Annotated in this window: 21 protein-coding genes and 1 tRNA gene; 19 read left to right on the top strand and 3 right to left on the bottom strand. The window is 47.7% G+C overall.

Features of this window, described 5'->3' with window-relative positions:
* Positions 1-7: 7 nt before the first annotated feature.
* Entirely contained in the window at positions 8-1297 is a 1290-nt protein-coding gene (locus HNQ56_RS20465) for a nucleotidyltransferase (protein ID WP_429149970.1), read from the bottom strand.
* 466 nt (positions 1298-1763) lie between these two features.
* Here HNQ56_RS20465 and pta point away from each other — a divergent pair, with 466 nt between their 5' ends.
* The 5 genes from pta (at position 1764) to HNQ56_RS20440 (ending at position 6036) form a co-directional block, all read left to right on the top strand.
* Positions 1764-2759, top strand: a complete 996-nt coding sequence (gene pta, locus HNQ56_RS20460) for a phosphate acetyltransferase (RefSeq protein ID WP_429149969.1) — start codon at positions 1764-1766, stop codon at positions 2757-2759.
* A gap of 126 nt (positions 2760-2885) precedes the next feature.
* A complete protein-coding gene (locus tag HNQ56_RS20455) occupies positions 2886-4076 on the top strand; it encodes an acetate/propionate family kinase (RefSeq protein WP_429149968.1) in 1191 nt (396 codons plus the stop codon).
* Between the two features lie 141 nt (positions 4077-4217).
* Positions 4218-4745 carry a YceD family protein gene (locus HNQ56_RS20450; protein ID WP_429149967.1) on the top strand — a complete coding sequence of 176 codons (528 nt, stop codon included), beginning with the start codon at positions 4218-4220 and terminating at the stop codon, positions 4743-4745.
* A 2-nt stretch (positions 4746-4747) separates the two neighbouring features.
* Positions 4748-4930, top strand: a complete 183-nt coding sequence (rpmF, locus tag HNQ56_RS20445) for a 50S ribosomal protein L32 (RefSeq protein WP_429149966.1) — start codon at positions 4748-4750, stop codon at positions 4928-4930.
* A 455-nt stretch (positions 4931-5385) separates the two neighbouring features.
* Positions 5386-6036 (top strand): GDSL-type esterase/lipase family protein, encoded by a 651-nt coding sequence (locus HNQ56_RS20440; protein ID WP_429149965.1) that lies wholly within the window; start codon positions 5386-5388, stop codon positions 6034-6036.
* Positions 6037-6325: 289 nt separating this feature from the next.
* Here the strand turns inward: HNQ56_RS20440 and HNQ56_RS20435 are convergent, their stop codons facing one another.
* Positions 6326-7456 carry a ribonuclease H-like domain-containing protein gene (locus tag HNQ56_RS20435; protein ID WP_429149963.1) on the bottom strand — a complete coding sequence of 377 codons (1131 nt, stop codon included), beginning with the start codon at positions 7454-7456 and terminating at the stop codon, positions 6326-6328.
* Positions 7457-7813: 357 nt separating this feature from the next.
* Between HNQ56_RS20435 and cls the strand changes: the two genes are divergently transcribed.
* The 11 genes from cls to HNQ56_RS20380 all read left to right on the top strand — a co-directional run bounded on the left by cls (position 7814) and on the right by HNQ56_RS20380 (position 20852).
* Positions 7814-10306, top strand: coding sequence for a cardiolipin synthase (gene cls / locus HNQ56_RS20430; RefSeq protein WP_429149961.1), 2493 nt, complete (start codon positions 7814-7816; stop codon positions 10304-10306).
* Between the two features lie 13 nt (positions 10307-10319).
* Positions 10320-10583, top strand: coding sequence for a hypothetical protein (locus HNQ56_RS20425; protein ID WP_429149960.1), 264 nt, complete (start codon positions 10320-10322; stop codon positions 10581-10583).
* A 15-nt stretch (positions 10584-10598) separates the two neighbouring features.
* Positions 10599-11204 (top strand): Holliday junction branch migration protein RuvA, encoded by a 606-nt coding sequence (gene ruvA, locus HNQ56_RS20420; RefSeq protein ID WP_429150042.1) that lies wholly within the window; start codon positions 10599-10601, stop codon positions 11202-11204.
* 27 nt (positions 11205-11231) lie between these two features.
* Entirely contained in the window at positions 11232-12230 is a 999-nt protein-coding gene (ruvB, locus tag HNQ56_RS20415; RefSeq protein ID WP_429149959.1) for a Holliday junction branch migration DNA helicase RuvB, read from the top strand.
* A gap of 200 nt (positions 12231-12430) precedes the next feature.
* Positions 12431-12859, top strand: coding sequence for a cell division protein ZapA (locus HNQ56_RS20410; RefSeq protein ID WP_429149958.1), 429 nt, complete (start codon positions 12431-12433; stop codon positions 12857-12859).
* Positions 12860-13013: 154 nt separating this feature from the next.
* On the top strand, positions 13014-15503 hold the full coding sequence (locus HNQ56_RS20405) for a U32 family peptidase (protein WP_429149956.1): 2490 nt from the start codon (positions 13014-13016) through the stop codon (positions 15501-15503).
* Positions 15504-15519: 16 nt separating this feature from the next.
* Complete coding sequence (locus HNQ56_RS20400; RefSeq protein WP_429149955.1) at positions 15520-16929, top strand: FtsW/RodA/SpoVE family cell cycle protein; 1410 nt, start codon at positions 15520-15522, stop codon at positions 16927-16929.
* Positions 16926-18461, top strand: a complete 1536-nt coding sequence (locus HNQ56_RS20395) for a peptidoglycan D,D-transpeptidase FtsI family protein (protein ID WP_429149954.1) — start codon at positions 16926-16928, stop codon at positions 18459-18461. Before HNQ56_RS20400 ends, HNQ56_RS20395 begins: the two co-directional genes overlap by 4 nt.
* Positions 18462-18770: 309 nt before the next feature.
* Complete coding sequence (locus tag HNQ56_RS20390) at positions 18771-19223, top strand: NUDIX hydrolase (RefSeq protein ID WP_429149952.1); 453 nt, start codon at positions 18771-18773, stop codon at positions 19221-19223.
* Between the two features lie 158 nt (positions 19224-19381).
* On the top strand, positions 19382-20350 hold the full coding sequence (locus tag HNQ56_RS20385; protein WP_429149950.1) for a phosphotransferase family protein: 969 nt from the start codon (positions 19382-19384) through the stop codon (positions 20348-20350).
* Entirely contained in the window at positions 20322-20852 is a 531-nt protein-coding gene (locus HNQ56_RS20380; protein ID WP_429149948.1) for an NUDIX hydrolase, read from the top strand. The genes HNQ56_RS20385 and HNQ56_RS20380 overlap by 29 nt, the downstream gene beginning before the upstream one ends.
* Positions 20853-20868: 16 nt before the next feature.
* Here HNQ56_RS20380 and HNQ56_RS20375 read toward each other — a convergent pair.
* Positions 20869-20951: transfer RNA gene (locus tag HNQ56_RS20375), tRNA-Leu, on the bottom strand.
* Positions 20952-21094: 143 nt separating this feature from the next.
* On the opposite strand from HNQ56_RS20375, the gene HNQ56_RS20370 reads away from it, so the two are divergent.
* The 3 genes from HNQ56_RS20370 (at position 21095) to coaE (ending at position 25001) form a co-directional block, all read left to right on the top strand.
* Positions 21095-21553 carry an anti-sigma factor gene (locus tag HNQ56_RS20370; protein WP_429149947.1) on the top strand — a complete coding sequence of 153 codons (459 nt, stop codon included), beginning with the start codon at positions 21095-21097 and terminating at the stop codon, positions 21551-21553.
* Positions 21554-21714: 161 nt separating this feature from the next.
* Positions 21715-24369 (top strand): DNA polymerase I, encoded by a 2655-nt coding sequence (gene polA, locus HNQ56_RS20365; RefSeq protein WP_429149945.1) that lies wholly within the window; start codon positions 21715-21717, stop codon positions 24367-24369.
* Between the two features lie 35 nt (positions 24370-24404).
* Positions 24405-25001, top strand: coding sequence for a dephospho-CoA kinase (gene coaE / locus HNQ56_RS20360; RefSeq protein ID WP_429149943.1), 597 nt, complete (start codon positions 24405-24407; stop codon positions 24999-25001).
* The last annotated feature ends 96 nt before the right edge of the window (positions 25002-25097 follow it).

Here is a 25097-nt window from a genome sequence, read left to right as displayed (position 1 = left end):
CTCCTTGTCACAGGAGACAGATGCCGTGCTTATATTCGTTGGGGATTTCAGTACCGTATTTCTCATATACCGCCTGACTATAGAGGTCGGAGGCAAAGATATCCTCGGACAGCATCCGCATGCCGGTTTCATCCAGTACACGCTCCGCTGCGGATACCTTGGTGATCACAGGAATCCGGCCGTTTTGTTCTATACTGCGAAGGAGATGGGAAGCATTCCTTCTGACTCCCAGGACTCTGGCATAGGGAGTGCAGCCCTGGGCCATATAATCCCTGACGGCTGCGGTTTTGATATTCAATAAAACATGAAGCAGGGCACGGTTGATTCTGGTTAAGGTAAGATTTTTTGTTTTTATTTCCTGGCTTAAGGAACGGATGGATTGATTCAAATTCCTGCTGTTCTTTATTCGTTTCGCCAGATCAGGCGTGATATCCAGATAGGAAGCCAGGGAATTGCTGTTCTCCATGCGAAGCCTGTATTTTATAATAGAGGCGAAATCCTCTTCGGTAATGGGGTAGGTTTTGCGGTAATTCTCCCGCAGAAAGTCCGCTACATCCCTGGGCACGCTGAAGAAAACCTCAGCAGCGGCAGAGGAGGCTTGTCCGCTCTGCCGCTGAATGGCATCGCGGATTGCAGTGGCGGAGCTGATCACCGGATTGCCGGAGGAGGTGCGATCCTCTGCATTCGCTTCCGAGAGTTCCCTGTCATGATAATGAGCAGAAATCCTCTGAATCGTTACCGGAGTGATGGACGAGGAAAAATGGAGGAGTGCCTTCATATATTCAATACCCAGGATATTATTGGGAGAGTCTAAGATATAGCCGGGTATCGTATGGGCTGCGGGCAGGATATGCTCCATAGCCCTCTGTCTGGCGGTAGGGTAGGTCAGTCCATCCTTCATATAGGCTTGTATCTGCCCGGTAAGGTTGCCGGGAGAATCAGAAAGAAGGCGGGCGGCTTCAGCCAGAAGGGTGATGTCTCCGCATTCACTTCCAAAGCAAAGAGTATGAACAATGCCTAATTTGTCAAGAATAGAAATAGCACCCCGGGCAAAATATTCCGCACTGCCGGTAGCATAGCATACGGGCAGTTCCAGAACCAGATCGGCGCCATTGCTGAGAGCCATCCGGGCGCGGCTGTATTTATCCATCATGGCCGGTGCGCCGCGCTGTACGAAGTTGCCGCTCATTACGGCAATCACATAATCTGCGCCGGTAATTTGCCGGGCTTGTTCGATATGGTATTTATGCCCGTTGTGAAACGGATTATATTCTGTAATCAGGCCAACAACCTTCATATTATTATGGAAATCTCCTTTTTTATGTGGTATCATAAACTATGTATATGATGATATCATTATTTGATGGAAGCGTCAATTGTACTATGTCGGATAAGGCCTCGCCAATGTGATCAAGTGAAAGCCTGCCCCCAGCACTTCACTGAGTCATTTTTACTTGCCTTACCTTCGTGCGTTCAAAACGCTCCGCTTCACAAGATGCACTCAGCCGGTCAGCGTAAAAGTGACTCAGTGAAGTGCTGGGGGCAGGCTTTCACTTGATCACATCGGTTCGGACGCCGGTCTAAACTTTAGTAAAATATACTTGTATCCACAGGTGATTTGTTTTATAATAGAGGTTATGGGTTTTATATTACAGGAATGGAGTGTTTGTTTCTGTAATCAGAATACAGGAAGCAGCTTTCAGGCTGTTTCACAGATTTTTAAATGATGGCAAATGCAGATTCAGGAAAGGAGAAGAAGCATCATGGGTTTTATTGATGTGATTAAGGAAAGAGCGAAACAGAACAGGAAGACAATCGTATTGCCGGAGACAGAGGACAGGAGAACTCTGGAAGCGGCCAGCAGAATTTTAGAAGAAGGGGTAACTAATATTATATTGGTCGGTAACAGGGAAGCAATCGCTGAGGTTGGGGAAGGTTTAGATTTATCCAAGGCGGAGATTATCGATCCGAATAATACGGAAAAGCTCCAGGAATATATTGACTTATTGGTAGAGGTAAGAAAGAGTAAGGGTATGACTGCGGAACAGGCAAGGAAGCTCTTAACTACAGATTATCTCTATTTTGGTGTTACGATGGTAAAAGCTGGCGATGCAGACGGCATGGTGTCCGGTGCGGTTCATTCAACAGCGGATACCCTTCGTCCTTCCCTGCAGATTCTGAAGACGGCACCTAATACCAAGCTGGTGTCCTCTTTCTTCGTGATTGTGGTTCCCAACTGTGAATTCGGTGCTGACGGAACCTTCCTCTTCTCCGATTCAGGACTGGTGCAGAATCCCAATGCAGAAGAGCTGGCTGCAATTGCAGGCAGCAGCGCTAAGAGCTTTGCCGCGTTGGTGGGTCAGGAGCCGGTGGTGGCCATGCTGTCCCATTCCACGAAGGGCAGTGCTTCCCATCCTGATGTGGACAAGGTGGCAGAAGCGACGAGGATTGCGAAAGAATTATATCCTGATGTAAAGATTGACGGAGAATTCCAGCTGGATGCCGCAATTGTTCCCAGCGTCGGTGCCTCCAAGGCTCCCGGCAGTGACATTGCGGGTAAGGCTAATGTCCTGATCTTCCCTGATCTGGATGCCGGCAACATTGGGTACAAGCTGGCTCAGCGTCTAGCGAAGGCGGAAGCCTACGGTCCCATTACCCAGGGAATTGCAAAGCCTGTCAATGATCTTTCCAGGGGCTGCTCTGCGGATGATATTGTTGGAGTTATTGCTATTACGGCAGTACAGGCCGGCGTAAATTAATAAGGAACTTTTGGCGGCGCAGGGGATGGAGCACTCCCCCGCAGCCGGAGCGGACGGCGCGGTGAAGCGCCTGAGATACGGTTGGAAACAATTTATTTAATATACGAAGAGAGGTATAAGTAAAAAATGAAAGTATTAGTTATTAATTGCGGCAGTTCATCCTTAAAGTACCAGCTAATTGACTCCGTAACGGAGAAGGCCCTGGCAGTCGGCATCTGTGAAAGAATCGGCCAGGAGGGAAGCGTTCTGAAGCATACCCCGGACGGCGCAGAGAAAGTAGTAATTGAAACTCCTATGGAAAACCATGAGGTTGCGATCCGGCTGGTCCTGGATGCCTTAACCGATGCAAAGCATGGAGTGATCAAATCCCTGGATGAGATCAGCGCGGTAGGCCACAGAGTGGTGCATGGCGGGGAGAAATTTGCGGCATCCACGATCATTAACGAGGAAGTGATTCAGGCGATTGAGGAGTGTAATGATCTGGCACCCCTTCATAATCCGGCGAATCTGATCGGTATCCGTGCCTGCCAGAGTCTGATGAAGGGAGTTCCCATGGTAGCGGTATTTGATACGGCATTTCACCAGACCATGCCCCCCAAGGCATATCTGTACGGGCTTCCTCATGAATATTATAACAATTATAAGATCCGTAAATACGGCTTCCACGGAACCAGCCACAGCTATGTATCAAAGAGGGCGGCAGAATTTGCCGGACTGGATATTAATAACTCTAAAATCATTGTATGCCATCTCGGCAACGGCGCAAGCATCTCGGCAGTATTAAACGGCAAGTCCATTGATACCAGCATGGGCTTCACCCCCCTTGCCGGACTGGTTATGGGCACCAGAAGCGGTGACATCGATCCTTCCATTATTGATTTTATTGCAAAGAAGGAGAAGAAGAGCATTGATCAGATTATGAATCTTCTGAATAAGGAATCCGGTGTTCAGGGTATGTCCGAAGTGTCCAGTGATTTCCGTGATATTAACGCAGCCATGAACAGCGGCAACCAGAAGGCGATTACTGCTTTTGAAGTATTCTGCTATCGTGTGGCAAAATACATCGGCGGATATGTGGCAAGCATGAACGGTATTGATCTGATTGCCTTTACCGCAGGTGTCGGCGAGAATGACGGAAAGGTAAGAGAATGGGTATGCCAATACCTGGGCTATCTTGGAATTACCATTGACCCGGAGAAGAATAAGCTGAGAGCCCAAGAGGTTATGCTAACTACCCCTGATTCCAGGACCATGGTCTGTGTCATCCCCACCAACGAAGAACTGACGATTGCCAAGGAGACGGTTGCGCTGCTGTAGTTTAGCCCGTTGAGAATAATAAAATTTTTCGTTGACAAATAATAACACAGTAGGTATAATACAAGAAGTGCTTAGGATAGATGGCAGAAGAAATAACACAAAACCGCCATTTATTCTGCAGTGAATATTCGGAGAATTAATATGCTTATATCTTTGTCAGAAGTAATGACCACAAAGGATAAAGTCCTTAAAATCAATGTCCCTGTCGAGCTGGAGAAGTTTGATTACCAGGGAGAAGCTTATGAGCTTGCGCATAAAGAGCCCGTAAGCCTGACCATCACGAATCTTGGCAGCAGGAGCGTATTGATTGAGGGAAGTACGAATATCTCACTGACCTTGTTTTGCAGCCGATGCTTGAAGAAGATCAGCTATCCCATGGAGCTTCATTTCCTGAAGGAGGTTGATTTTAGCCTCAGTGATGAGGAGCGGGCACAGGCTCTGGACGAAACAAATTATATTATTGGATACAATCTGGATGTAGACATATTGATTTATGATGAGGTTCTCATTGGTTTTCCCATGAAGCTGCTATGCAGTGAGGATTGTAAGGGCCTGTGTAAAAACTGCGGGACCAATCTGAATGAGAAGACATGTGACTGTGACACTTTCAGCTATGATCCCAGAATGTCAGTAATCCGAGATATCTTTAATAATTTTAAGGAGGTGTGACAATGTCTATTTGTCCGAAAGGGAAACATTCAAAAGCAAGAAGAGACAGCCGCAGAGCGAATTGGAAGATGACTGCTCCCAATTTGGTTAAGTGCAGCAAGTGCGGTGAACTCATGGTTCCTCATAGAGTATGTAAGGCTTGCGGTTCTTACAACAAGAAGGAAATCATTCCGGTAGAAGAATAATAAAAGGCTTGAAAATCAAGGGTTTGAGATGTTTTATCAGCCCTTGATTTTTTGTTTTAACCCAATTGAAGATTATATAAATATGGTACTTTATGATATGAATTAGTTGTAATATAAAGACCATCTATGTAACATCCGTTATTGTTAAGTGTACGGGGACAACATATTTGAGAAAATAGCTCTAAGACTTAGCGCCTATCCGACCAAAGACAGGGCGCTATTTCTTATGGTTATCATTTTTGAGAATGGTGATAATTATTTATACAAACTCATTGATAATATCCTGTAAAATAAGTATGATAGTATAAGGAAAGGAATAGTAAAACGGACTATCCATATCAGAAGAAGGCAGATAATGCAAAATCTCTGTTCAGTATTTTACCGGAAGTTGCTGATCAGGGGGAAGCGAGAGCAGATATGGGGAATAAAAACTAGCGGGAATGGGGATAGAGGCAATGAGCGAGATAGTAGAGACAATAAATCCGGCCCAGAAGGAACGGATTGACAAACTGGCAATTTTGAATCGATATGCAAAGAAAGGGCAGATCCTTTTTACCGGATCTTCCCTGATGGAGCAGTTTCCGGTTGACGAGCTGCTGATTAACAGCGGGCTGAATGTGATCATTTATAACCGGGGTGTGGGCGGCTTTACGACCGCGGATATGCTTGCCCATATGGAGGAAATGGTATTTGGGACGGAGCCGTCGAAAATCTTTATCAACATCGGTTCCAATGACATTGGAGCCGCGGACTTCTCAATGGCACATTTACTGGGAAATTATGAGAACATATTGAGGCAGATAAGTGTGAGGCTTCCTCAGGCAGAGATTTATGTTATGGCATATTATCCGGTGAACGAGACAGATAAGGTTCCGGAGGGTGAGTGGGGACAGGTTGCTTTTGTGAACCGGAATAATGAAACCATAGGGGAAGTGAATCTGGAGATAGAGCAGCTGGCAAAGCGGCTGGGTTGTCATTTTATTAATGTCAATGACGGATTGACGGATGAAAGGGGAAAGTTAAAGAAGGAGTATACGGTGGAGGGAATCCATATGTATGCCAATGCATATCAGCAGATACTGCAGAATATGACCCCCTATCTATGATAGATATTACCGGAATTCTTTCGTGAGAGAATTTTAAAAGACAGTACATAATCATATCTCGATTATCGGAACATGCTTCTGCTCCGATAATATAAATTATGAGAGCAACTGCACCTGTATGGTACACCCTGATTACAGGAACACGTATTATGTTCCTGTAATATAAATTATGAGAGCAACTGCACCTGTATGGTACACCCTGATTACAGGAACACGTATTATGTTCCTGTAATATAAACTATGAGAACGACTGTATCTACATGACAAACCTTGATTACAGGAACATGCTCTATGTTCCTGTAATGTATCTCAGGATATGTTTCACATACTCCTCCAGCTTCTCCTCCTGTAACAAAAAGTCCGTGTGAATCTCCAGGAAGGAAAGCTTGCTCTGGTAATCCAGCCGGAAGCTGGGAGCAAATAACGGCTCATATTGCGGTGTAAACAAGCCCTTCTTTCTGGTATAGCAGTTGGAGGGCTTTGCTTTTATCCGGAACTCCTTGTCCACATATTGGGCAAGACTTTTATGAATCACACTGTCCTCTGAGGTAAGATAATAGTAATCCCGGTAATTCTCATAAAAATATTTTAACTCTCCGTCATAGATCTGTATCTCCAGGGCAGCATCTCTGCCTTCTGCCGTCAGGCGGGCCAGATCATTCCCCCCGGAAATTCTCGCGGGCAGGGAAGAGGACAGCTGAAAGCGGATCAGGAAATGAGCCCCTTCTACCTGGGCCTGAAGAATCCGGATAGGCTTTTCAAGCAAATCCGTATAGCTTAAGACGGAACTGACCAGCAGAAGGCCTCTAAGGTCATCCTCATTATGTAGCAGAAGCAATCCCAGCAATTCCTCAGCCTGGGAAGGCTCTGTGGAGTGTTCATCCGGAACACGCCGGCTGCGGAGAAGCTCATAATGTCTCTTGCCCAGATAGCTCTGGTATACCTGTATCAGTTCTCCGCCGTCAAAGAGATCCTTACGCTGAATCCCTAAGAAGGTCTCAATGGATTTCAGCCGGAGGCTGGGCAGCTGGAGCAGCTTCTTCAAGGGGAGAAGCTTCTTGTAGATATCAATGCTGATAAGATGGTCAAAGGAGTAATCCAGCTTCCACTGGGCGCATTTTTTCAAAAGATAGGGAAGATCGAAGCCGGAGCCGTTGTAATGGATCAGTATCTCATAGTCCTTCAGAAACTCGAAGAAAGAGGACAACAGCAGCGGTTCTTCCTTAATATCCTCGGCAAACCATTGAATCAGGAAAAAGGAGGAGTCCTTATAAAAGGTACAGCCGATCAAATACAGATAGGTGGAGTTGGCGGCAAAGCCCGTGGTCTCTATATCAAAAAACACAAGCTTTTCAAGCGGGTACTCCTGTTCAAAGGGATATTCCGGCATTTGTTCCAGGGAAAGCTGTCTGGTGATCATAATATTCCTCCTTTTGTCGAATCGGTTTATGTCGATGAATATAAGGGTATTCTAACATAAATTCTGTTATAATAGAAGTGCCTGCACGGATATCCTGATGGAACATTCAGCCTGTAATTTCATTGAGTCAGGCCAGGGAGGAGCAGGAACACTTCCTCACTGCTATATGGCAGCCGGATAATTCGTTGAATTCTATAGCATGATTTAGTATAATATAAATATTATGGGAAATGGAGCATTATAAAAGGATGGATGTGTTCCGGTTCTGAGGAATTATCATGAGGGATGGAGGATTGCCGGGTGGGATAACCTGTTTCCAATCTGACAGCTTCAGAAGAAAGGGAGATTGCACAGCGTATGTGGAGCATAAGATTGTTCGGACAAGAGTTTTACTATATATTCTATGTGTTTGTAATATATGGGGTGGTTGGATGGATCTATGAGTCAATCCTGGGATCTGTGAAAAGCAAATCTTTTATAAACAGAGGCTTCTTAACGGGGCCGCTGATACCGATTTATGGCTGCGGGGCCCTGCTCTACTATCTTGTATTCTGGAACAGCAGGGATCAGTACCTGCTGGTGTTCTTCGGGAGTATGGTTCTGGCTACGGTTCTGGAATATGTTACCTCTTTGGTGATGGAGCTTTTATTCCATGCACGCTGGTGGGATTACAGTGATTATCCCCTTAATCTGAACGGCAGGGTATGCCTGCCGGTGTCCTTCTTCTGGGGAATTCTTGCCTTGCTGATGCTTCATTTCATCCATCCGCGGATGGAGCAGGTGATCGCATTACTGCCCAGAAGGACAGGGGAGATGGCGGGTTATGTCATCCTCCCGGTATTCGTCCTTGATACAACGGTATCGGCAGTGACCTCTGTGAAATTTGACCGGATTCTGGCAGGGCTTCAGAAGCTGCGTCAGGATATGACGGAATATATTGAATCCAGCAGGTTATATGAGACCGGCAGTGAGCTCAGAGAGAAGCTGGCGGGAATGCATATGCCCGCTCTTTTTTCCGAGATCCGGGCGGGCATTGAGGCAAGGATGCAAAATACCAGACAGACCCTGTCCGGTGCCAGGCTGACGATTCAGAATGTGGGAAAGGTCCGGGAGCTGATCCCTGAGATCGAGGCTAAAATGGCGGAGTTTGTAAGACGTTATCAGAACATCCGGATACTGCCTGCTCACGTCCGTCTGTTGAGAGCCTTCCCTACCATGAAGGTGAGCAAACGGGAATCGGCACTGAGTGACTTGAGAGATAGACTGGCGAAGAAGGGTGTGCGTGAGGTGAGCAAGGATTTGAAGGAAGAGGTAACCGGAACCATAAAAAATAATCTTAGCGGGATTCTGCGGGCAGCTCTGGTAGGGCTTCTGGTTCTGGCCCAGTTTGCGCTGATTATCTATCTTTCCTTTGAATTAAGGGGCTATACCATATATTTCTATTCCCTCCTCCAGGTGTTGAGTATGATTATCGTAGTGGCTCTTGTGAACGGCAACCGCAATGCTTCCTACAAGATCAGCTGGATCTGTATTATTGCCGCCCTGCCGGTGACCGGACATATTATGTTTCTACTGTGGGGTAACCGCAGGAGGAAGAAGATTGATAAGGAAATCCTGAGAAGGCTGCGCAGGGGAGCGGAGAATCTGGAGTGCAATCCGGAGGTGGTGAAAGCATTCTCAGAGAAATATCCTACCAAGAGCAGGATGGCAAGGTATCTGGAATCCAACACCTTTCCTTTATATAAGAATAATAAGGTGGATTACTACCCCATGGGAGAGGATGTGTTTGAGGCGATTTTTGATGAAATTGAAAAGGCGGAGCAGTTTGTGCTGCTGAATTTCTTCATTATCGGGGAAGGCGCGCTCTGGAGCCGCCTGCATGAGCTGATGCTGCGAAAAATAAAAGAAGGAGTCCGCGTCATGTTTCTCTATGATGATTTCGGGGCAATGCTGCGAACGCCCACGAATTTCAGGAGAAGCCTGGAGGCGGAGGGCTTTGAAGTCCGCGTATTCAATCCAGTGCACCGATATACGGATAAGCTGTATCTAAATTACCGTTCCCACCAGAAAATCATAGTAGTGGATGGGAATGTAGGATTTACCGGAGGAATGAATCTGGCGGATGAATATGTGAATCTGGTACAGCGCTTCGGCGTATGGAAGGACAACGCGGTTCGGGTGGAAGGAGACGCCGTATGGGGGCTGACGGTAACCTTTCTGCAGATGTGGGAGGTGTCCTCCTCCGCCGGAGAGCCCATGGATTACTCTCCCTATCGTCCAACCAGGACATTCCCGGAAAACAATGTATTCTGCCAGGTGTTTTCTGACGGACCTGCCAACAATCCCAGGAATCCCGTGGAGAATATATATAAGCAGATGATGTATTATGCGAAGAAGCTATTGTACATTACCACACCATATCTTATAATTGAAGATGACATGAGGGAGGCTCTGATTATGGCAGCCTCCAGCGGGATTGATGTGCGGATTATCACCCCCTTTATCCCGGATAAGAGAAATGTAAAGATACTGACGAATTATAATTATGGAAAGCTATTGGAGAGCGGGGTAAGGATTTTTGAATATACCCCCGGCTTCATTCATGCCAAGACTATTATCACAGAGGATTGCGGTATTGTAGGAACGGTCAACATGGATTACCGCAGCTTCCATCTTCACTATGAATGCGGCGTATGGATCTGTGACAGAACTACGGTTGATACAATTAAGGAGGATTTGCTGGGGACCATGGAGCAGTGCCGTGAGGTAAGCTATGAAGAATGGAAGAATCGCCCTGTGACCGTGAAGCTGCAGGAGCTGTTTCTGAATTTGTTTTCGACACTGATGTAAGGCGGAGGAGATTATGTATACAAATGTTTGCAAGCATTGTCATAAGGTGTTCCTGTCCAGGCTGAAGAGCTATTCCTGTACAGAGTGCAGACAGACGGACAGCGATCATTTCGATGATATTGAGGCCTATCTGAAGGAATATCCCAACAGCAATGCTCTTCAGATATCCGAGGCCCTGGGAATCACAGCCTTCGAAGTGCTGAACTATCTGAAGGAGGGCAGGTTGAACATATCCCGGGGGCGTTTTGAAAGGCTGCCGGATCACTATGACGAATGACGGGAGGAAATGAGTTTGATTGGATATTTGAAAGGGGAATTGGCAGAGGTTAAGGAAAATTACGCGGTAATAGAGGTGGGCGGCATAGGTTATGAAGTGTATCTTCCTTCCTCGGCCATCACGGAGCTGCCCTCTAGAGGGAGTGCCGTCAAGCTGTATACCTATCTTCATGTCAGGGAGGATGCCGTCAGTCTCTTTGGCTTCCTGACGAAGGATGACCTGGAGATGTTTAAGCTGTTAATCACCGTCAACGGAATAGGGCCCAAGGGAGCCCTGGGTATCCTGTCCGGAATATCGGCGGATGAGATTCGCTTTGCTGTTCTGGCCGAGGATGCCAAGACGATTGCCAAGGCGCCGGGAATCGGAAATAAAACAGCGGGCAAGCTGATTCTGGAATTGAAGGATAAATTCAAGCTGGAGACCGCGTTTGAACAGCGGCTGATCAACCAGGAGGAGAATCGGGAAGGCTCCGGCATCTTCGGAATGCGTGAGGAGGCGGTGCAGGCTTTGACGGTGCTGGGATATTCTGCTGCGGACGCTTTAAAGATTGTAAATCAGGTAGAGATTACGGAAGATATGACTTCAGAGGAATTGCTGAAGCGTTGTTTAAAGAGAATGTAAAAAGAGTTGGAAGTATTGGAGAAGGTAATGGCAAAACGAGTGATAACAACGGAATTGACAGAAGAAGATAAGAGGGTGGAGGGTTCCCTCCGGCCCCAGCTGCTGACGGATTACATCGGACAGGCTAAGGTGAAGGACAACCTGAAGATCTATATCGAAGCGGCAAAGCAAAGGAAGGAAGTGCTGGATCACGTTCTTTTCTTCGGACCGCCGGGACTGGGAAAGACCACACTGGCAGGGATTATTGCCAATGAGATGGGGGTTAATATTAAGATCACCTCCGGTCCGGCCATCGAAAAACCCGGTGAGATGGCGGCTATATTAAATAATCTGTCGGAGGGGGATGTACTGTTTGTGGATGAGATCCACCGCCTCAACCGTCAGGTGGAGGAGCTGCTCTATCCCGCCATGGAGGATTATGTTATTGATATTGTCATAGGAAAGGGCTCGACAGCCAAATCCATCCGGATTGACCTGCCCAAGTTCACCCTGGTGGGAGCCACCACCAGAGCGGGGATGCTGACTCCGCCGCTGAGGGACCGCTTCGGAGTAGTGAGCCGTCTTGATTTTTATACCATTGAGGATTTGAAGAAGATCATTGTCCGCTCGGCAGAGGTGTTCCAGGTAGAGATCGATGAAGAGGGAGCGCTGGAGCTGGCCCGCCGTTCCAGGGGGACGCCCCGCCTGGCAAACCGGCTGTTGAAAAGAGTGAGGGATTTTGCCCAGGTGAAGTATGACGGAAGGATCACCAGGGAGGTGGCAGGCTTTGCCCTGGATCTGCTGGAGGTGGACAAGCTGGGCCTGGACCATATTGACCGGGAAATTCTGGTCACTATGATTCAGAAGTTCGCGGGAGGTCCGGTAGGAATTGAAGCGGTTGCAACTACCATCGGCGAGGATGTGGGAACCATTGAAGAGGTATATGAGCCCTATCTTGTCCAGAACGGATTAATCCTTCGGACTCCAAGGGGAAGGGTCGCCTCGGAATTGGCCTATCAGCACCTCGGTCTCAGAATGGAATCTTAGCTTGTCAACAAATATAATGTGGGATATAATGAAGGCGTAATGAGCATGATGCGAGCTTGCTCGTAATCTTGCGATCGGAGCCGGAGATTATGAGCATGTTCTTTGCTCATAATATAATGTCCAAGAGAAGCTAAATCGTCTACAAAATTCAGAGAATAGTGGGACAAGGCTGTGTAAGAATGATGCGGGAGGCTGGGAGAATGAATAAGTATCACGATATCGAGGTCATAATCAATAACAAGAGATATACATTAAGCGGCTACGAGAGCGAGGAATATTTACAGAAGGTCGCCTCCTACATCAACGGCAAGCATACGGAATTCCGCAACAAGGATGCCTATAAATTCCTGGATTCTGATTTGAAGAATATTTTAATGCAGATTAATATTGCGGATGATTATTATAAAATGAAAAATAGAAATAGTGAGCTGGAGGCAGAGAATGAAGCCAAGGACAACGAGATCTTTAACCTGAAGCATGAGATCGTTTCTGCACAGACGAATCTGGATGCCGCCCGGAAGGAGATCGAGGAGCTGAGGCAGGAGTTTTACGAGGCTCAGAAGAAGATAGTACGGCTGGAAACGGAAATAGCGGAAGGGGAAAAGCTTAAGCAGAAAGCGGTAAAATAGCAGGAATAGGGAAAATGGGACAAGGCTGTCTAAGGTTACTTACGGCTCCGAAAGAAGCTTCGGGGAATGTGAGAGGCCGGGCAGCCGTTTCTTGTTTTCAATGTCTGTACAATGCCGGAATGCGCAGGAAGCATGTGCGGGAATGGAGGAAAGGATGAAACAATCAATTGAGATACTTGCCCCTGCCGGTTCCTATGAGGGAATGCGGGCGGCAATGAATGCCGGGTGTGATGCGGTTTATATCGGGGGCAGCAGCTTCGGGGCCAGAGCCTATGCTAATAACCTGGATGAGAATACTTTGCTGGATGCCATTGATGAGGCTCATATCAGAGGCAAGAAGCTTTATCTTACGGTCAACACCCTGCTAAAGGAGAAGGAGCATAGGGGGAAGCTCTATGGTTTTCTGGAGAAGTTCTACCGACAGGGCCTGGATGCGGTTATTATTCAGGATATGGGGGTACTTCATTTCATCCATGAGTATTTTCCGGAGCTTACGATTCACGCAAGCACGCAGACGACCCTGACCATGGCGCAGGGAGCCAATCTGCTTAAGCCCTACGGAGTAACCAGGCTGGTTACCGCCAGGGAGTTAAGCCTGCAGGAGATAAGGGCTATTCGCGACAATACGGATCTGGAGATTGAGACCTTCGTCCATGGCGCCTTATGCTATTGCTACTCCGGTCAATGCCTGATGAGCAGTATGATCGGGGGAAGAAGCGGCAACCGGGGCAGGTGTGCGCAGCCCTGCCGGATGACCTATCAATTCTATTCCGGCAAGAAGAAATTATCCTCCGACCAGGAGAAATATTTGCTGAGTCCCAAGGATATCAATACCCTGGCTTATATCCCCGAGCTGATGGAGGCGGGAATCAACTCCTTAAAGATAGAGGGAAGAATGAAGAGACCGGAATATGCCGCAATGGTTTCCAATCTGTACAGAAGCTATGCGGATCTTTATCTGGAACGGGGGAAAGAATATTATAACGATCATATCCATAGCGAAAGCTTCCGCAGGGATATGCAGAAGCTTCAGGACCTTTATAACAGGGGAGGCTTTTCAGAAGGATATGGGAAGACTTATCACGGCAAGGCTATGATGAGTTTGAGCCGCCCCAATCATAGCGGAGTGTATGTGGGAGAAGTGGAAACGGTCAAGGGATCACAGGTCTCCATCGCTCTGGAGGAGGACGTTAATCCCCAGGATATCCTGGAAATCCGGCACCGGGAAGAAGAGGGCTATGAATTCACTGTGAAGGATGCCCATAGTAAAGGAACGCTTCTCTCAGTCAATGCGGGGAGAAGGCCGGAAACAGGGGAAGAGAAAGGAAAACAGCGCAGAGACAGATATTCTAACCCGGGGATTCAAACGGGTGATAAAGTATACCGGACAAAAAACAACCGGCTGCTGAAGGAGCTGGAGGAAGAGTATTTGTCGAAGAACAAGAGAGTTGGAATCGATGGAATACTCACGGCAAAGAAGGGTGAAAGGCTGAAATTGACCTTAACCCACGGGGAGCTTCAGATCTGTGCATATGGGGATCAGGAGGTTCAGGCAGCCCAGAAGCAGCCGATGACTAAGGAAAAAATATTGGCCGCCATTGATAAAACCGGGGATACTTTTTATTATTTTAACAGTCTAATGATTGATATGGATGAAGAGATCTTCATACCTGTTTCCTGGCTTAATGAACTGAGAAGACAGGCGGTCGGACTGCTTATGGAAGCGGCGGCGGGAAAATACCGCAGAAATCCTGCGGAGCAGATGCCTCATTCTGTACAGGAAATCCAGACTTTGCGGGAGGAGCAGCCGGATAAAGGAAGCCGGATCTGTGTTTCCGTTCAAAGGAAGGAGCAGTTAGAGGTGGCGCTGCGTTATGAAGAGGTATCCGCCATCTATGCAGACTATGACTGGCTGGGTGATTCCGCCGCGGAGCTGGCACAGAGAGCACGGGAGGCAGGAAAGGAATTTTACCTGGCATTGCCCCATATCTGCCGTTTGATGCAGTATGAAAGGTTAAAAACAGATTTATTAGAGATAATAGATGATGATGCAGTTACCGGTTTTCTTGTGAAGAATTTTGAAGAAATTGAGTTGCTGCAGTCGTTACAGTATTATGAAAAGCAAAAAAGGTTACTTGCGAATTATAATATGTATATCTATAATTCGGAGGCAAAGACCCTTTTTGAAGAATTAGGCATCACCCATTATACCGCACCGGTGGAGCTGAATTACCAGGAACTGAAGGAACTTGGGATTTCAGACTGTGATCTGATCGTATACGGATACCAGCCGGTTATGGTGTCCGCCCAATGCCTCTTTGCCAACACCTCCGGCTGCCGGAAGAATAAGCAGGGAAATACGGGCAATCTGGTGGACCGCCTGGGGAAAAGCTTCTTTGTACAGGCCCGCTGCAACAGCTGCTATAATATCATTTACAACAGCCAGGTACTGTCGCTGCTGAAATATTCCAGAGAGATCGCCGAATTGGGACCGTCCGGGCTCCGGCTTGATTTTACCCTGGAGGACGGGGAAGAGGTACGGAAGGTATTGTCGGCTTTTGTTACGGAGTTTTATCAAAAGAAAAACGGCGGGCTGGAGCTTACGGATTATACAACAGGCCATTTTAAGCGCGGGGTGGAATAGAAAGCAGGTTATCGTTATGAATCTGATCTCAGAATTAATTAAATATATGATGATATTTTTGATCGGGATCTATACCTATTACAGCTTTAATGTTTTCCGGTTCAAGAGTAAACGGCATCAGAGCAAAACCTATGCTATGTTAACGGTTGTTACCTTTTTGCTGCATTTTATCGGCCATTTTACCCTGTTTATGCAGAGTATCAATAGCGGGCAGTATTCGATTGTCATGGCAGAGAAGGGACAGCAGCCTTCCGGTGCCGGTCTTATCTTAAATAATAAGCTGTTTTATCTGTACTGCGCCGAGGTAGTGCTGTTTGTGCTGGTCTTAGCCCTGTACCGGATCATTTATCCGAAGATATCAAGGCTGCTCCTTCATAATATGCTAATGCTTCTGACCGTAGGATTTCTGATACAGACAAGGCTGTCTTTTTCCAAGGCCCTGAGACATGTGGTAATTGTGGGAGCGGTCTTTCTGGTCAGCCTGGCGGTGCCCCAGATCATCCGCAGGGTGGGAAGCCTGAAGTATTACGGCTGGCTCTACGGGGGAGCGGGAATTGCGCTTCTTCTGGTCGTCCTGATTGCGGGAACCACCAGCCACGGAGCTACCAACTGGCTGGATCTTGGCGGAATCATCAGCGTCCAGCCCTCGGAGGTGGTTAAGCTGCTCTTTGTGTTCTCGGTTGCCGGGCTTCTGGGAGAGGGAAGGAATTTCAAAAGGGTGATGCTGATTTCCCTGCTGGCGGGCGCTACGGTTATTCTGCTGGTGCTGCAGAAGGATCTGGGCGGCGCCCTGATCTTCTTTATCACCTATATCTTTATGCTGTATGCCGCTACAGCAAAGCCTTTGTATCTGGTCTCCGGGCTGGCAGCAGGGAGCGGGGCGGCTTACCTGGCGTACCAGGTCTTCGGCCATGTCAGAGTGCGAGTTCTGGCCTGGAAGGATCCGTTTTCCTATATTGATAACGAGGGTTATCAGATCACCCAGTCCCTGTTTGCCATTGGAACCGGAGGGTGGTTTGGAATGGGTCTGAACAGAGGGCTGCCCACAGGGATTCCGGTGGTTGGCAGTGATTTTATATTCTCAGCCATATCCGAAGAGCTGGGAGGATTGTTTGCAATCTGCATTCTTCTGATCTACGCCAGCTGTTTTGTTATGTTTTTAAATATAGCCTTGGAGCAGGAGGAGCTGTTTTACCGGCTGATTGCCGTCGGCTTCTCCGTAATGTTTGCATTCCAGATTGTGCTTTGCATCGGAGGGGTGATTAAGTTCATTCCTTCCACGGGAGTTACGCTTCCCTTGATCAGCCTCGGAGGCAGCTCCATGCTGTCTGTCATCGTTATGTTTATGATCCTGCAGGGAGTATCCCTGGCAGGCAGGGACGCAGTCAGGGAGGAGAGGAAGCAGGAGGAGGGAACAGGACAATGAAGCGTTGGAAGGAAGCGGTAAAGAAGATAGCTGCCGCGTGGACCAAATATTTTTCGGAGAAGAGAGCCGGTGAGCTGGCGGCAGCCAGGGAGACACAGGAGGCTTCCGGGCCGCAGGATGTGAGAAAGCCAATTTTCAGCATCCTGTATATCTTTCTGGGAATTTTTGTTCTTATTGCGGGATATTTTTCCTACTACCTCATTATCCGCAGCGATGATGTGATCAATAATGCCTATAACAGACGGCAGGAGGTATTGGAGCAGCGTGTTATCCGGGGCAGCATCCTGTCGGCGGACGGAGAGATTCTTGCACAGACACTGGTGGACGGAGAAGGCAAGGAGACCAGGGAGTATCCCTTTAAGAAGGTCTTTGCCCATGTGGTGGGGAGATATTCCAAGGGTAAGAGCGGAATTGAAGAAATGGAGAATATACGGCTGCTGACCTCCAATATAAACAGCATTGAGGTTATGTATTCCGATCTCATGGGAGAGAAGAGCCAGGGGGATAATGTGATTACCACTCTGGATTCAAAGCTTCAGAAGCTGGCCTATGATGCCCTGGGAGATAACCGGGGAGCGGTGGTGGTGCTGGAGGTTGCCACGGGCAGAATTCTGGCTATGGTGTCCAAGCCCTCCTATGATCCCAATCTGGTGGATCAGGAGTGGGAAACGATTCTGGAGGACGAGGATAAGAAAGCTCCTTTGCTGAATCGGGCAACCCAGGGGCTGTATGCTCCCGGATCCACCTTTAAGGTGCTTACGGCGCTGGAGTATATGCGGGAAAATATGACCTATCTGGAATATGAATATGATTGTGACGGGGCAATTGAATATGAGGATGAATATGGTGAAATGGTCATCCACTGCCATTTCAGCAAAGCTCACGGAAAGTTGAGCCTGCCCATGGCCCTGGCTAAATCCTGCAACACTTCTTTTGCCAATATCGGCATGAGCCTTGATCTCACCAAATTCCATGCGTTGTGTGAAGATTTTCTGTTCAACCGGAATATTCCGGTCAGGATGGCCGCCAGCGTCAGCCAATTCTCCCTGCAAAAAGGTGTCTCGGGAACGAAGGAGGCGATGCAGACAGCGATCGGTCAGGGGCAGACCCTGATCTCTCCCCTGCATAGTGCGATGATAGCTGCCACAATAGCCAATGACGGAATGATGATGAAGCCCTATGTGGTGGAGCGCATTGAAAATGCGGAAGGGGCTGTGGTTAAGGAGTATTCCCCGGATAAAATCGGAAGAAAGATGTCCGGCTCCGAGGCGGAGTATCTGACCAAAGCAATGCGGCTGGTGGTTACCAAGGGCACCGCGACAAAGCTGAGTGATCTGAAGGTGGCGGTGGCGGGAAAAACAGGTTCCGCAGACAACCCAGCCGGAAAAGCCCACTCCTGGTTCATCGGCTTTGCACCGGAGAAGGATTCGGAAATCGCAGTCAGCGTCATTGTGGAAAATGTGGGGACCGGCAGTGAGTATGCTGTCCCCATTGCGAAAGAGATATTTCAGGAATATTATAAAAAGAAATAGAGGATTAGGAGTAAAAATCTGTATCAGCTGTTTGGAACCGGCGGCGTTATTATAACTCAGTATCGGTACAATGCAGTTTTGCAGGGCAAAAAAGGGAATGAAGAAGAATACCTGCATCTTGTGAAGCGGAGCGTTCTGAACGCACGAAGGTAAGGCAAGTAAAAGCAACTTGGTGGAGTGACTCCCTTTGACATATAACCTTCGGTGCTTTTTAACATCTTAATCAATAATTTCGGGTTGAAAACTTGTGCATATTGATGTATACTTCTACTAGATAAGGCGATACACCAAAAAGCAGGAGGAATTGCGATGGTAGAAGCAACGAGCTGTGGTGGTGTAGTTATATTCAGAGGAAAGATTTTATTACTGTATAAAAATTACAAGAACAAGTATGAAGGGTGGGTGCTACCGAAAGGGACCGTAGAAGAAGGAGAGGAATATAAGGAGACGGCAATCCGTGAAGTATTGGAGGAGTCAGGAACCAATGCTTCCATTATCAAATATATCGGAAAAAGCCAATATTCCTTCAGCACACCACAAAATACAGTATTAAAGGATGTTCATTGGTATTTAATGATGTCTGATAGCTATTACAGCAAACCACAGAGGGAAGAGTTTTTCATGGACTCCGGTTACTATAAGTTTCATGAAGCGTATCATATGTTGAAATTCGCTAATGAAAAGCAGATCCTGGAGCGGGCTTACAATGAATACATGGATTTGAAGAAAAGTAATCTATGGGGTAATAAAAAGTATTTTTAACATCCGTCGTACCGGGAGGACGCAACGCACAACTTAATTCGAACAGGATGCGCTGCGTCCTCTTACTATGTTATGGGTGATTGGGAACACAGCAATGTCAGAAGAAAAACGATACTGGGAGAGAAGAGCGGAAGGACTTGAGAAAGTGAGGACGGGGAATGATTGATATTCCAGGTTATGCAGGCTTTATCAAAATCAAAGAGATTACCAAGGGCATGTCCGGTGATAAGAAATATTATATCGAAACCGCGGATGGAAAGCGTCTGCTTCTTCGTATTGCGGATATCACCAATAATATGTGTTATGACAATAAAAAAGCGGAGTTTGAGACCGTAGGCTGCGCTGCGGCGCTGGGCATTCCTATGCCGCAGCCGGTCTATTTCGGAACCAGTGAGGATGGTAAGAGCGTATATACTCTGCTGACCTGGGCTGACGGCGATGAAGTGAAGGAGCTTCTGCCCGCACTATCAGACGAGGAACAATATGCCTTAGGTGTAAAGTCCGGTGAGGTTCTTCGCAAAATTCATGCAATGCCCGCCCCGGAAGCTGCGGGTGACTGGGCAGAGCGGTACTTTGCCGTAATTGACAAACGGCTTGAGGCATTTCGGACGGAGGGTGCGGCTTTTGAAGGAAATGAAAAGATTCTGCAATACCTGGAAACCAACCGCAGTCTGCTGAAAGGGCGTCCGCAATGCTGTCATCATGGAGATTATCATGAAGGCAATCTGATTCTGTCAGAGGACGGAAAGCTGTCTGTGATCGATTGGCATAAAGTTGATTTTGATAACTATGGTGATCCCTGGTATGAGTTTAATCGTATCGCCTGTGCTTTTCCGCTGTTCGCATCGGGGCAGATTGACGGTTATTTCAGCGGAGACCCTCCGGAGGAGTTTTGGAGTTTATTTGCCTATTATCTTGCGGCGAGTGCAATCACCTCCATTACCTGGGCCAAATATTTTTCGCCGGAAGAGCTTGATTCAATATTACAATGGAATGCAGATATCCTGCGCTGGTTTGATGGCATGGATAATCCCGTACCGTCATGGTATCGGAAGGGCTCACTTGTACAAACGAATTCAGAGGGAAGGCATGAGTATTATGAAGCTGATAAAAAAAATCACGGATAAAGAGATTGTCGGTACGGACCGGCTTTCCAGTGCTTCACCAAGAGTAGCGGTCAGGGCAGTCCTATTGGATGACAGGGAAGAGATGGCCGTGATGTATATGGGGAAGTATGGGTTTTATACAATTCCCGGCGGCGGAGTTGAGACAGGCGAGACTTTAGAGGCTGCTTTAAAGCGGGAGATCCGGGAAGAGACCGGATGTGAGTGTGAGGTTTTGCAGGAGCTGGGGTATATTGAGGAGAACCGGGCCGAGCATAATTTTACCCAGATCTCAAATTATTATCTGGCCAAGGTGATAGGAGAAAAGGGGCTTCCATGCCTGACAGAAGAAGAAAAAGGCGGAGATATCCGCGTGGAATGGCATCCCATCCGGGAGGTCTTTGACATGATTGCTTCTCCCGTTCATGAAAAATACCAGAGAAAATACATACAATGCCGGGATGTGGCGGTATTAAAAGAAGCAATAAAAAAAATCCCCAAAGCTTTTGAATTTATAAAGCTCTGAGGAATTCTCATCTTACTGCGGATAGAGGGACTCGAACCCTCACGAAGTCGCCCTCGGCAGATTTTGAGTCTGCTGCGTCTGCCATTCCGCCACATCCGCATTAGTGACGAGGATTATTCTAACACAATTAGTTTTATATTTCAAGTATGAAAATAATATATTAGCTCAAAATATGAAGGATATGCTGTTCTCTGGGAAATAAGGAGTGGATTAGAAGAATGACTTGTAATAAAGCCCAAAGTATGATTATGCCATTTATCAACAATAAGCTGCGATTGAAGGAACTGGAGGAGTTTGTTGATCATATCGGCACCTGCCCGGCCTGCAAGGAAGAGCTGGAGGTGTACTATGCACTGCTGACAGCGATGAAGCAGCTGGACGAGGATAAGAATCTGTCCTCGGATTTTGGCCTGGAGCTGAATCAAAAGCTGGACCGGATCAGGGATAGAATTTTCCATGCGAAGTTTACATATTATCGTAAAAAGGTTATTCTGATATTAACAATTTTATTTTTTGCATTTGTCATAAGCTTTGGGTATGTTAATCGAAGCACGGAAGAGGAGAGGAACATCACAGAGAGCGAGTTTCGGATGCGCCGAGCCTTCCATACGGGGCGGAATGCCTATTATGATGGCTTGCTGCGGGAGTATCTTGAGGAGCAGGAGCGATTGCAGCCCGAGAAACCCGAGCTGTTTCCGTAGAGGTATCCGCATTAGGGACGTTGCACTAACCGGTTATGAGTAAATGAGGGACGGGATATCCTTCCTTGAACGATATGCCGGAATAAAATAATACGCCTGTATCATGGGAAGCAGGGCTTCCTCATAAGATCCGCAGGCTATGAAAGGTATGGTTATTAATTATGAATAAGAAGCTTGTTTTGATTGACGGACACAGCATACTGAACCGGGCATTTTACGGATTGCCGGACATGACTACCTCGAAGGGGGAGCATACCAACGCGGTTCTGGGATTTCTTAATATTATGTTTAAAATACTGGAGGAGGAGAAGCCGGATCATCTGGCGGTGGCTTTTGATACCCATCATCCCACCTTCCGCCATGAGCGGTTTGCCGAGTATAAGGGAACGAGAAAGGGAATGCCGGAGGAGCTTCGGGAGCAGGTACCTGTGATGAAGGAAGTCCTGAAGGCTATGAAGATTCTGATTTTGGAAAAGCCCGGCTATGAAGCGGATGATATTCTGGGGACCCTGGCCACCAGAGCCGAGAAGGCGGGGGATATTGTGTCGCTGATCTCCGGTGATCGGGACTTGCTGCAGCTTGCCAGTGAGAAGATTAAGATCCGGATACCCAAAACAAAGAAGACCGGCACGGAGATAGAAGATTATCTGGCTCCGGATGTGATGGAGACTTACCATGTGACCCCAAAGCAGTTTATTGATCTGAAAGGGCTTATGGGAGACCCCTCGGATAATATCCCCGGAGTGCCGGGAGTGGGAGAGAAGACAGCCGCTAAATTGATTGAGACCTATCGCTCCATCGAAAGCATCTATGAGCATATCGAGGAAATGAAACCCGGCAAGGTTACGAATTCTTTGAAGGAGAACCGGGAGCTGGCTTTCTTATCCCGGGAGCTGGCCACCATCTGTGTGGATTGTGAGCTGGATTTTGATCCGGAGGAAGCGGTGCTGGGGAATCTGTACAACGAAGATGTATACATGCTGTTTAAGCGGCTGGAATTCAAAAATTTACTGACCCGTTTTCAGACGGAGGAAGTGAGCCACTCTATAGGGATTGAGAAAGGATTTATCCTGATTGATGATCTGGGAGAGGCAGAGCGGATATTTGAAGAAATGGGCGGAAGGAGGGAAGCTCCTCTTCCCATGGGAATACAAGTAGTTTTCGAAAACGGCTGCATTCTGGGTATATCCCTTTGTGACAATGAAAAGAAAGCATATTTTCTGTGCTGCCGCGGCTTCCTTACGGAGGATTATCTGCTGGACCGTTCCCGGAAGCTGGTCCGCAGCGGCAGAACGATATCGGTGATAGGGCTGAAGGAACAGCTTCCCTGGCTTCAGCTTACGGAGGCGTATCCGGTATTTGATGCGGCAATCGCGGCATATCTTCTGAATCCGCTGACAGATACCTATCTTTATGATGATATTGCCAGGGATTATCTGGGTATGACGGTTCCTTCCAGAGCGGATTTATTGGGGAAGGCATCCTTAACAGAGGCATTGGAGCAGAAGGAAGAGGCTTTCTTATCCTATGCCTGCTACTGTGCGTATATTGCAATGCATTGTGTTAAGCGTATGGAGGAGCTGCTGTCAGAAGAAGGAATGCAGGAGCTGTTTACCACCATTGAGATGCCTTTGATCTATACTCTGTACGATATGGAAACGAGGGGCATTCGTGTTAATAAAGAGGCTTTGAAGGAATATGGTGATCATCTGGCAATTGGAATTGAAAGGCTGGAGAAGAGCATCTACCAACAGGCCGGAGAAGAATTCAATATTAATTCTCCGAAGCAGCTGGGAGTCATACTATTTGAGAAGCTGGGGCTGAAAGGCGGGAAGACGACAAAGACAGGCTACTCTACTTCGGCGGACATTCTGGAGAAGCTGCAGGGCGAGCACCCGGTGATTCCGATGATTCTGGAATACCGCCAGCTGACCAAATTAAAGTCAACCTATGCGGACGGCCTGGCGGAGTATATCAGAGAAGACGGACGGATTCACGGAAAATTCCATCAGACAATCGCGGCGACGGGCCGGCTCAGCAGCACGGATCCTAATCTGCAGAATATCCCCATCCGGATGGAGCTGGGCCGCCAGATCCGTAAGGTATTCATTCCGAAGGAGGAGTATGTGTTCCTGGACGCGGATTATTCCCAGATTGAGCTTCGGGTGCTGGCCCATATGTCCGGGGATGAGAGACTGATTGCGGCATACCGGGAGGCGAAGGATATCCATCGGATCACCGCCTCCGAGGTGTTCCATACTCCTTTTGAGGAGGTAACTCCTGCCCAGAGAAGCAGCGCCAAGGCGGTGAACTTTGGTATTGTATATGGAATCAGCTCCTTTGGACTGGGGCAGGATTTGAATATTACCAGAAAAGAAGCAGAACGTTATATTGCAAAGTATTTTGAAACCTATCCCAAGGTAAAAGAGTATCTGGACCGGCTGGTGGCCGATGCCAGGGAGCTGGGATATTCCTCCACGCTCTTTGGGAGGAGGAGACCGCTTCCGGAATTAACCTCCAGCAATTTCATGCAGCGTTCCTTCGGGGAACGGGTGGCTATGAATGCGCCGATCCAGGGAACGGCGGCCGATATCATCAAGATCGCCATGATCCGGGTGAACCAGCGCCTGAAGAGGGAAGGCTTCCGTGCGGAGCTGATTCTGCAGGTTCACGATGAACTGCTGGTAGAAGCCCACAAGGATGAGGCGGAGCAGGTATCCGGGATTATCGTGGAAGAGATGCAGGGTGCTGCCCGGCTCTCCGTCATACTGGAAGCGGAGGTCAAGGAAGGCAGCAACTGGTTTGAAGCAAAGTAAACGGGGTAAAAAAATAATAGCAGGGATGAGGATAAATGAAAGTAATCGGTCTGACCGGCGGGATAGGGAGCGGTAAATCCCTGGTTGCCAGGATTATGAAGGAGCAGTATGGTGCCGGAATTCTCGATACGGATGGAATTGCGCGGGAGCAGATGGAGCCCGGCGGCGCAAGCTATCAGGAGGTTGTGGATTATTTCGGGCAGGGAATTCTGGCGAAGGATGGAAGAATTGACAGAGGAAGACTTTCCGCCGTTGTATTTGAGAATAAAGAAAATCGTCTTAAAATAAATGAAATTACGCACCCTAAGGTACTGATAAAGGTTCGGGAGGAGATCGACCGCTGCCGGAGGAGGGGCGGAATCGCCTATCTTCTGATTGAGACGGCGCTGATGATTGAAGCCGGATATGATTTCCTCTGTGATGAGGTCTGGTATGTCTATGCACCGGAAGAGCAGCGCAGGAGCTGGCTGAAGGCGGAGCGGGGATATACGGAAGAGAAGATAGATGTGATTATAGGGAATCAATGCACGGCAGAGGAATTCCGGAGTAAATTTCCCAAAGTCATAGAGAACACAGGGGATCTGCAGTGGCTGGAACAGCAGGTGAAGACGCTGCTGGCAGAACAGGAGTAGAAGGATAGCACTATTTACAACATAATGGACAGTAAGAGCTCTTATCATGCTGTATAATATCGATATAATAGTATATATCAAGATATTATAAAGAGA

It is taken from the genome of Anaerotaenia torta (assembly GCF_050433395.1).
Taxonomy (GTDB): Bacteria; Bacillota; Clostridia; order Lachnospirales; family Lachnospiraceae; genus Mobilitalea; species Mobilitalea torta.
This window is presented reverse-complemented; position numbering and strand designations above follow the sequence as displayed.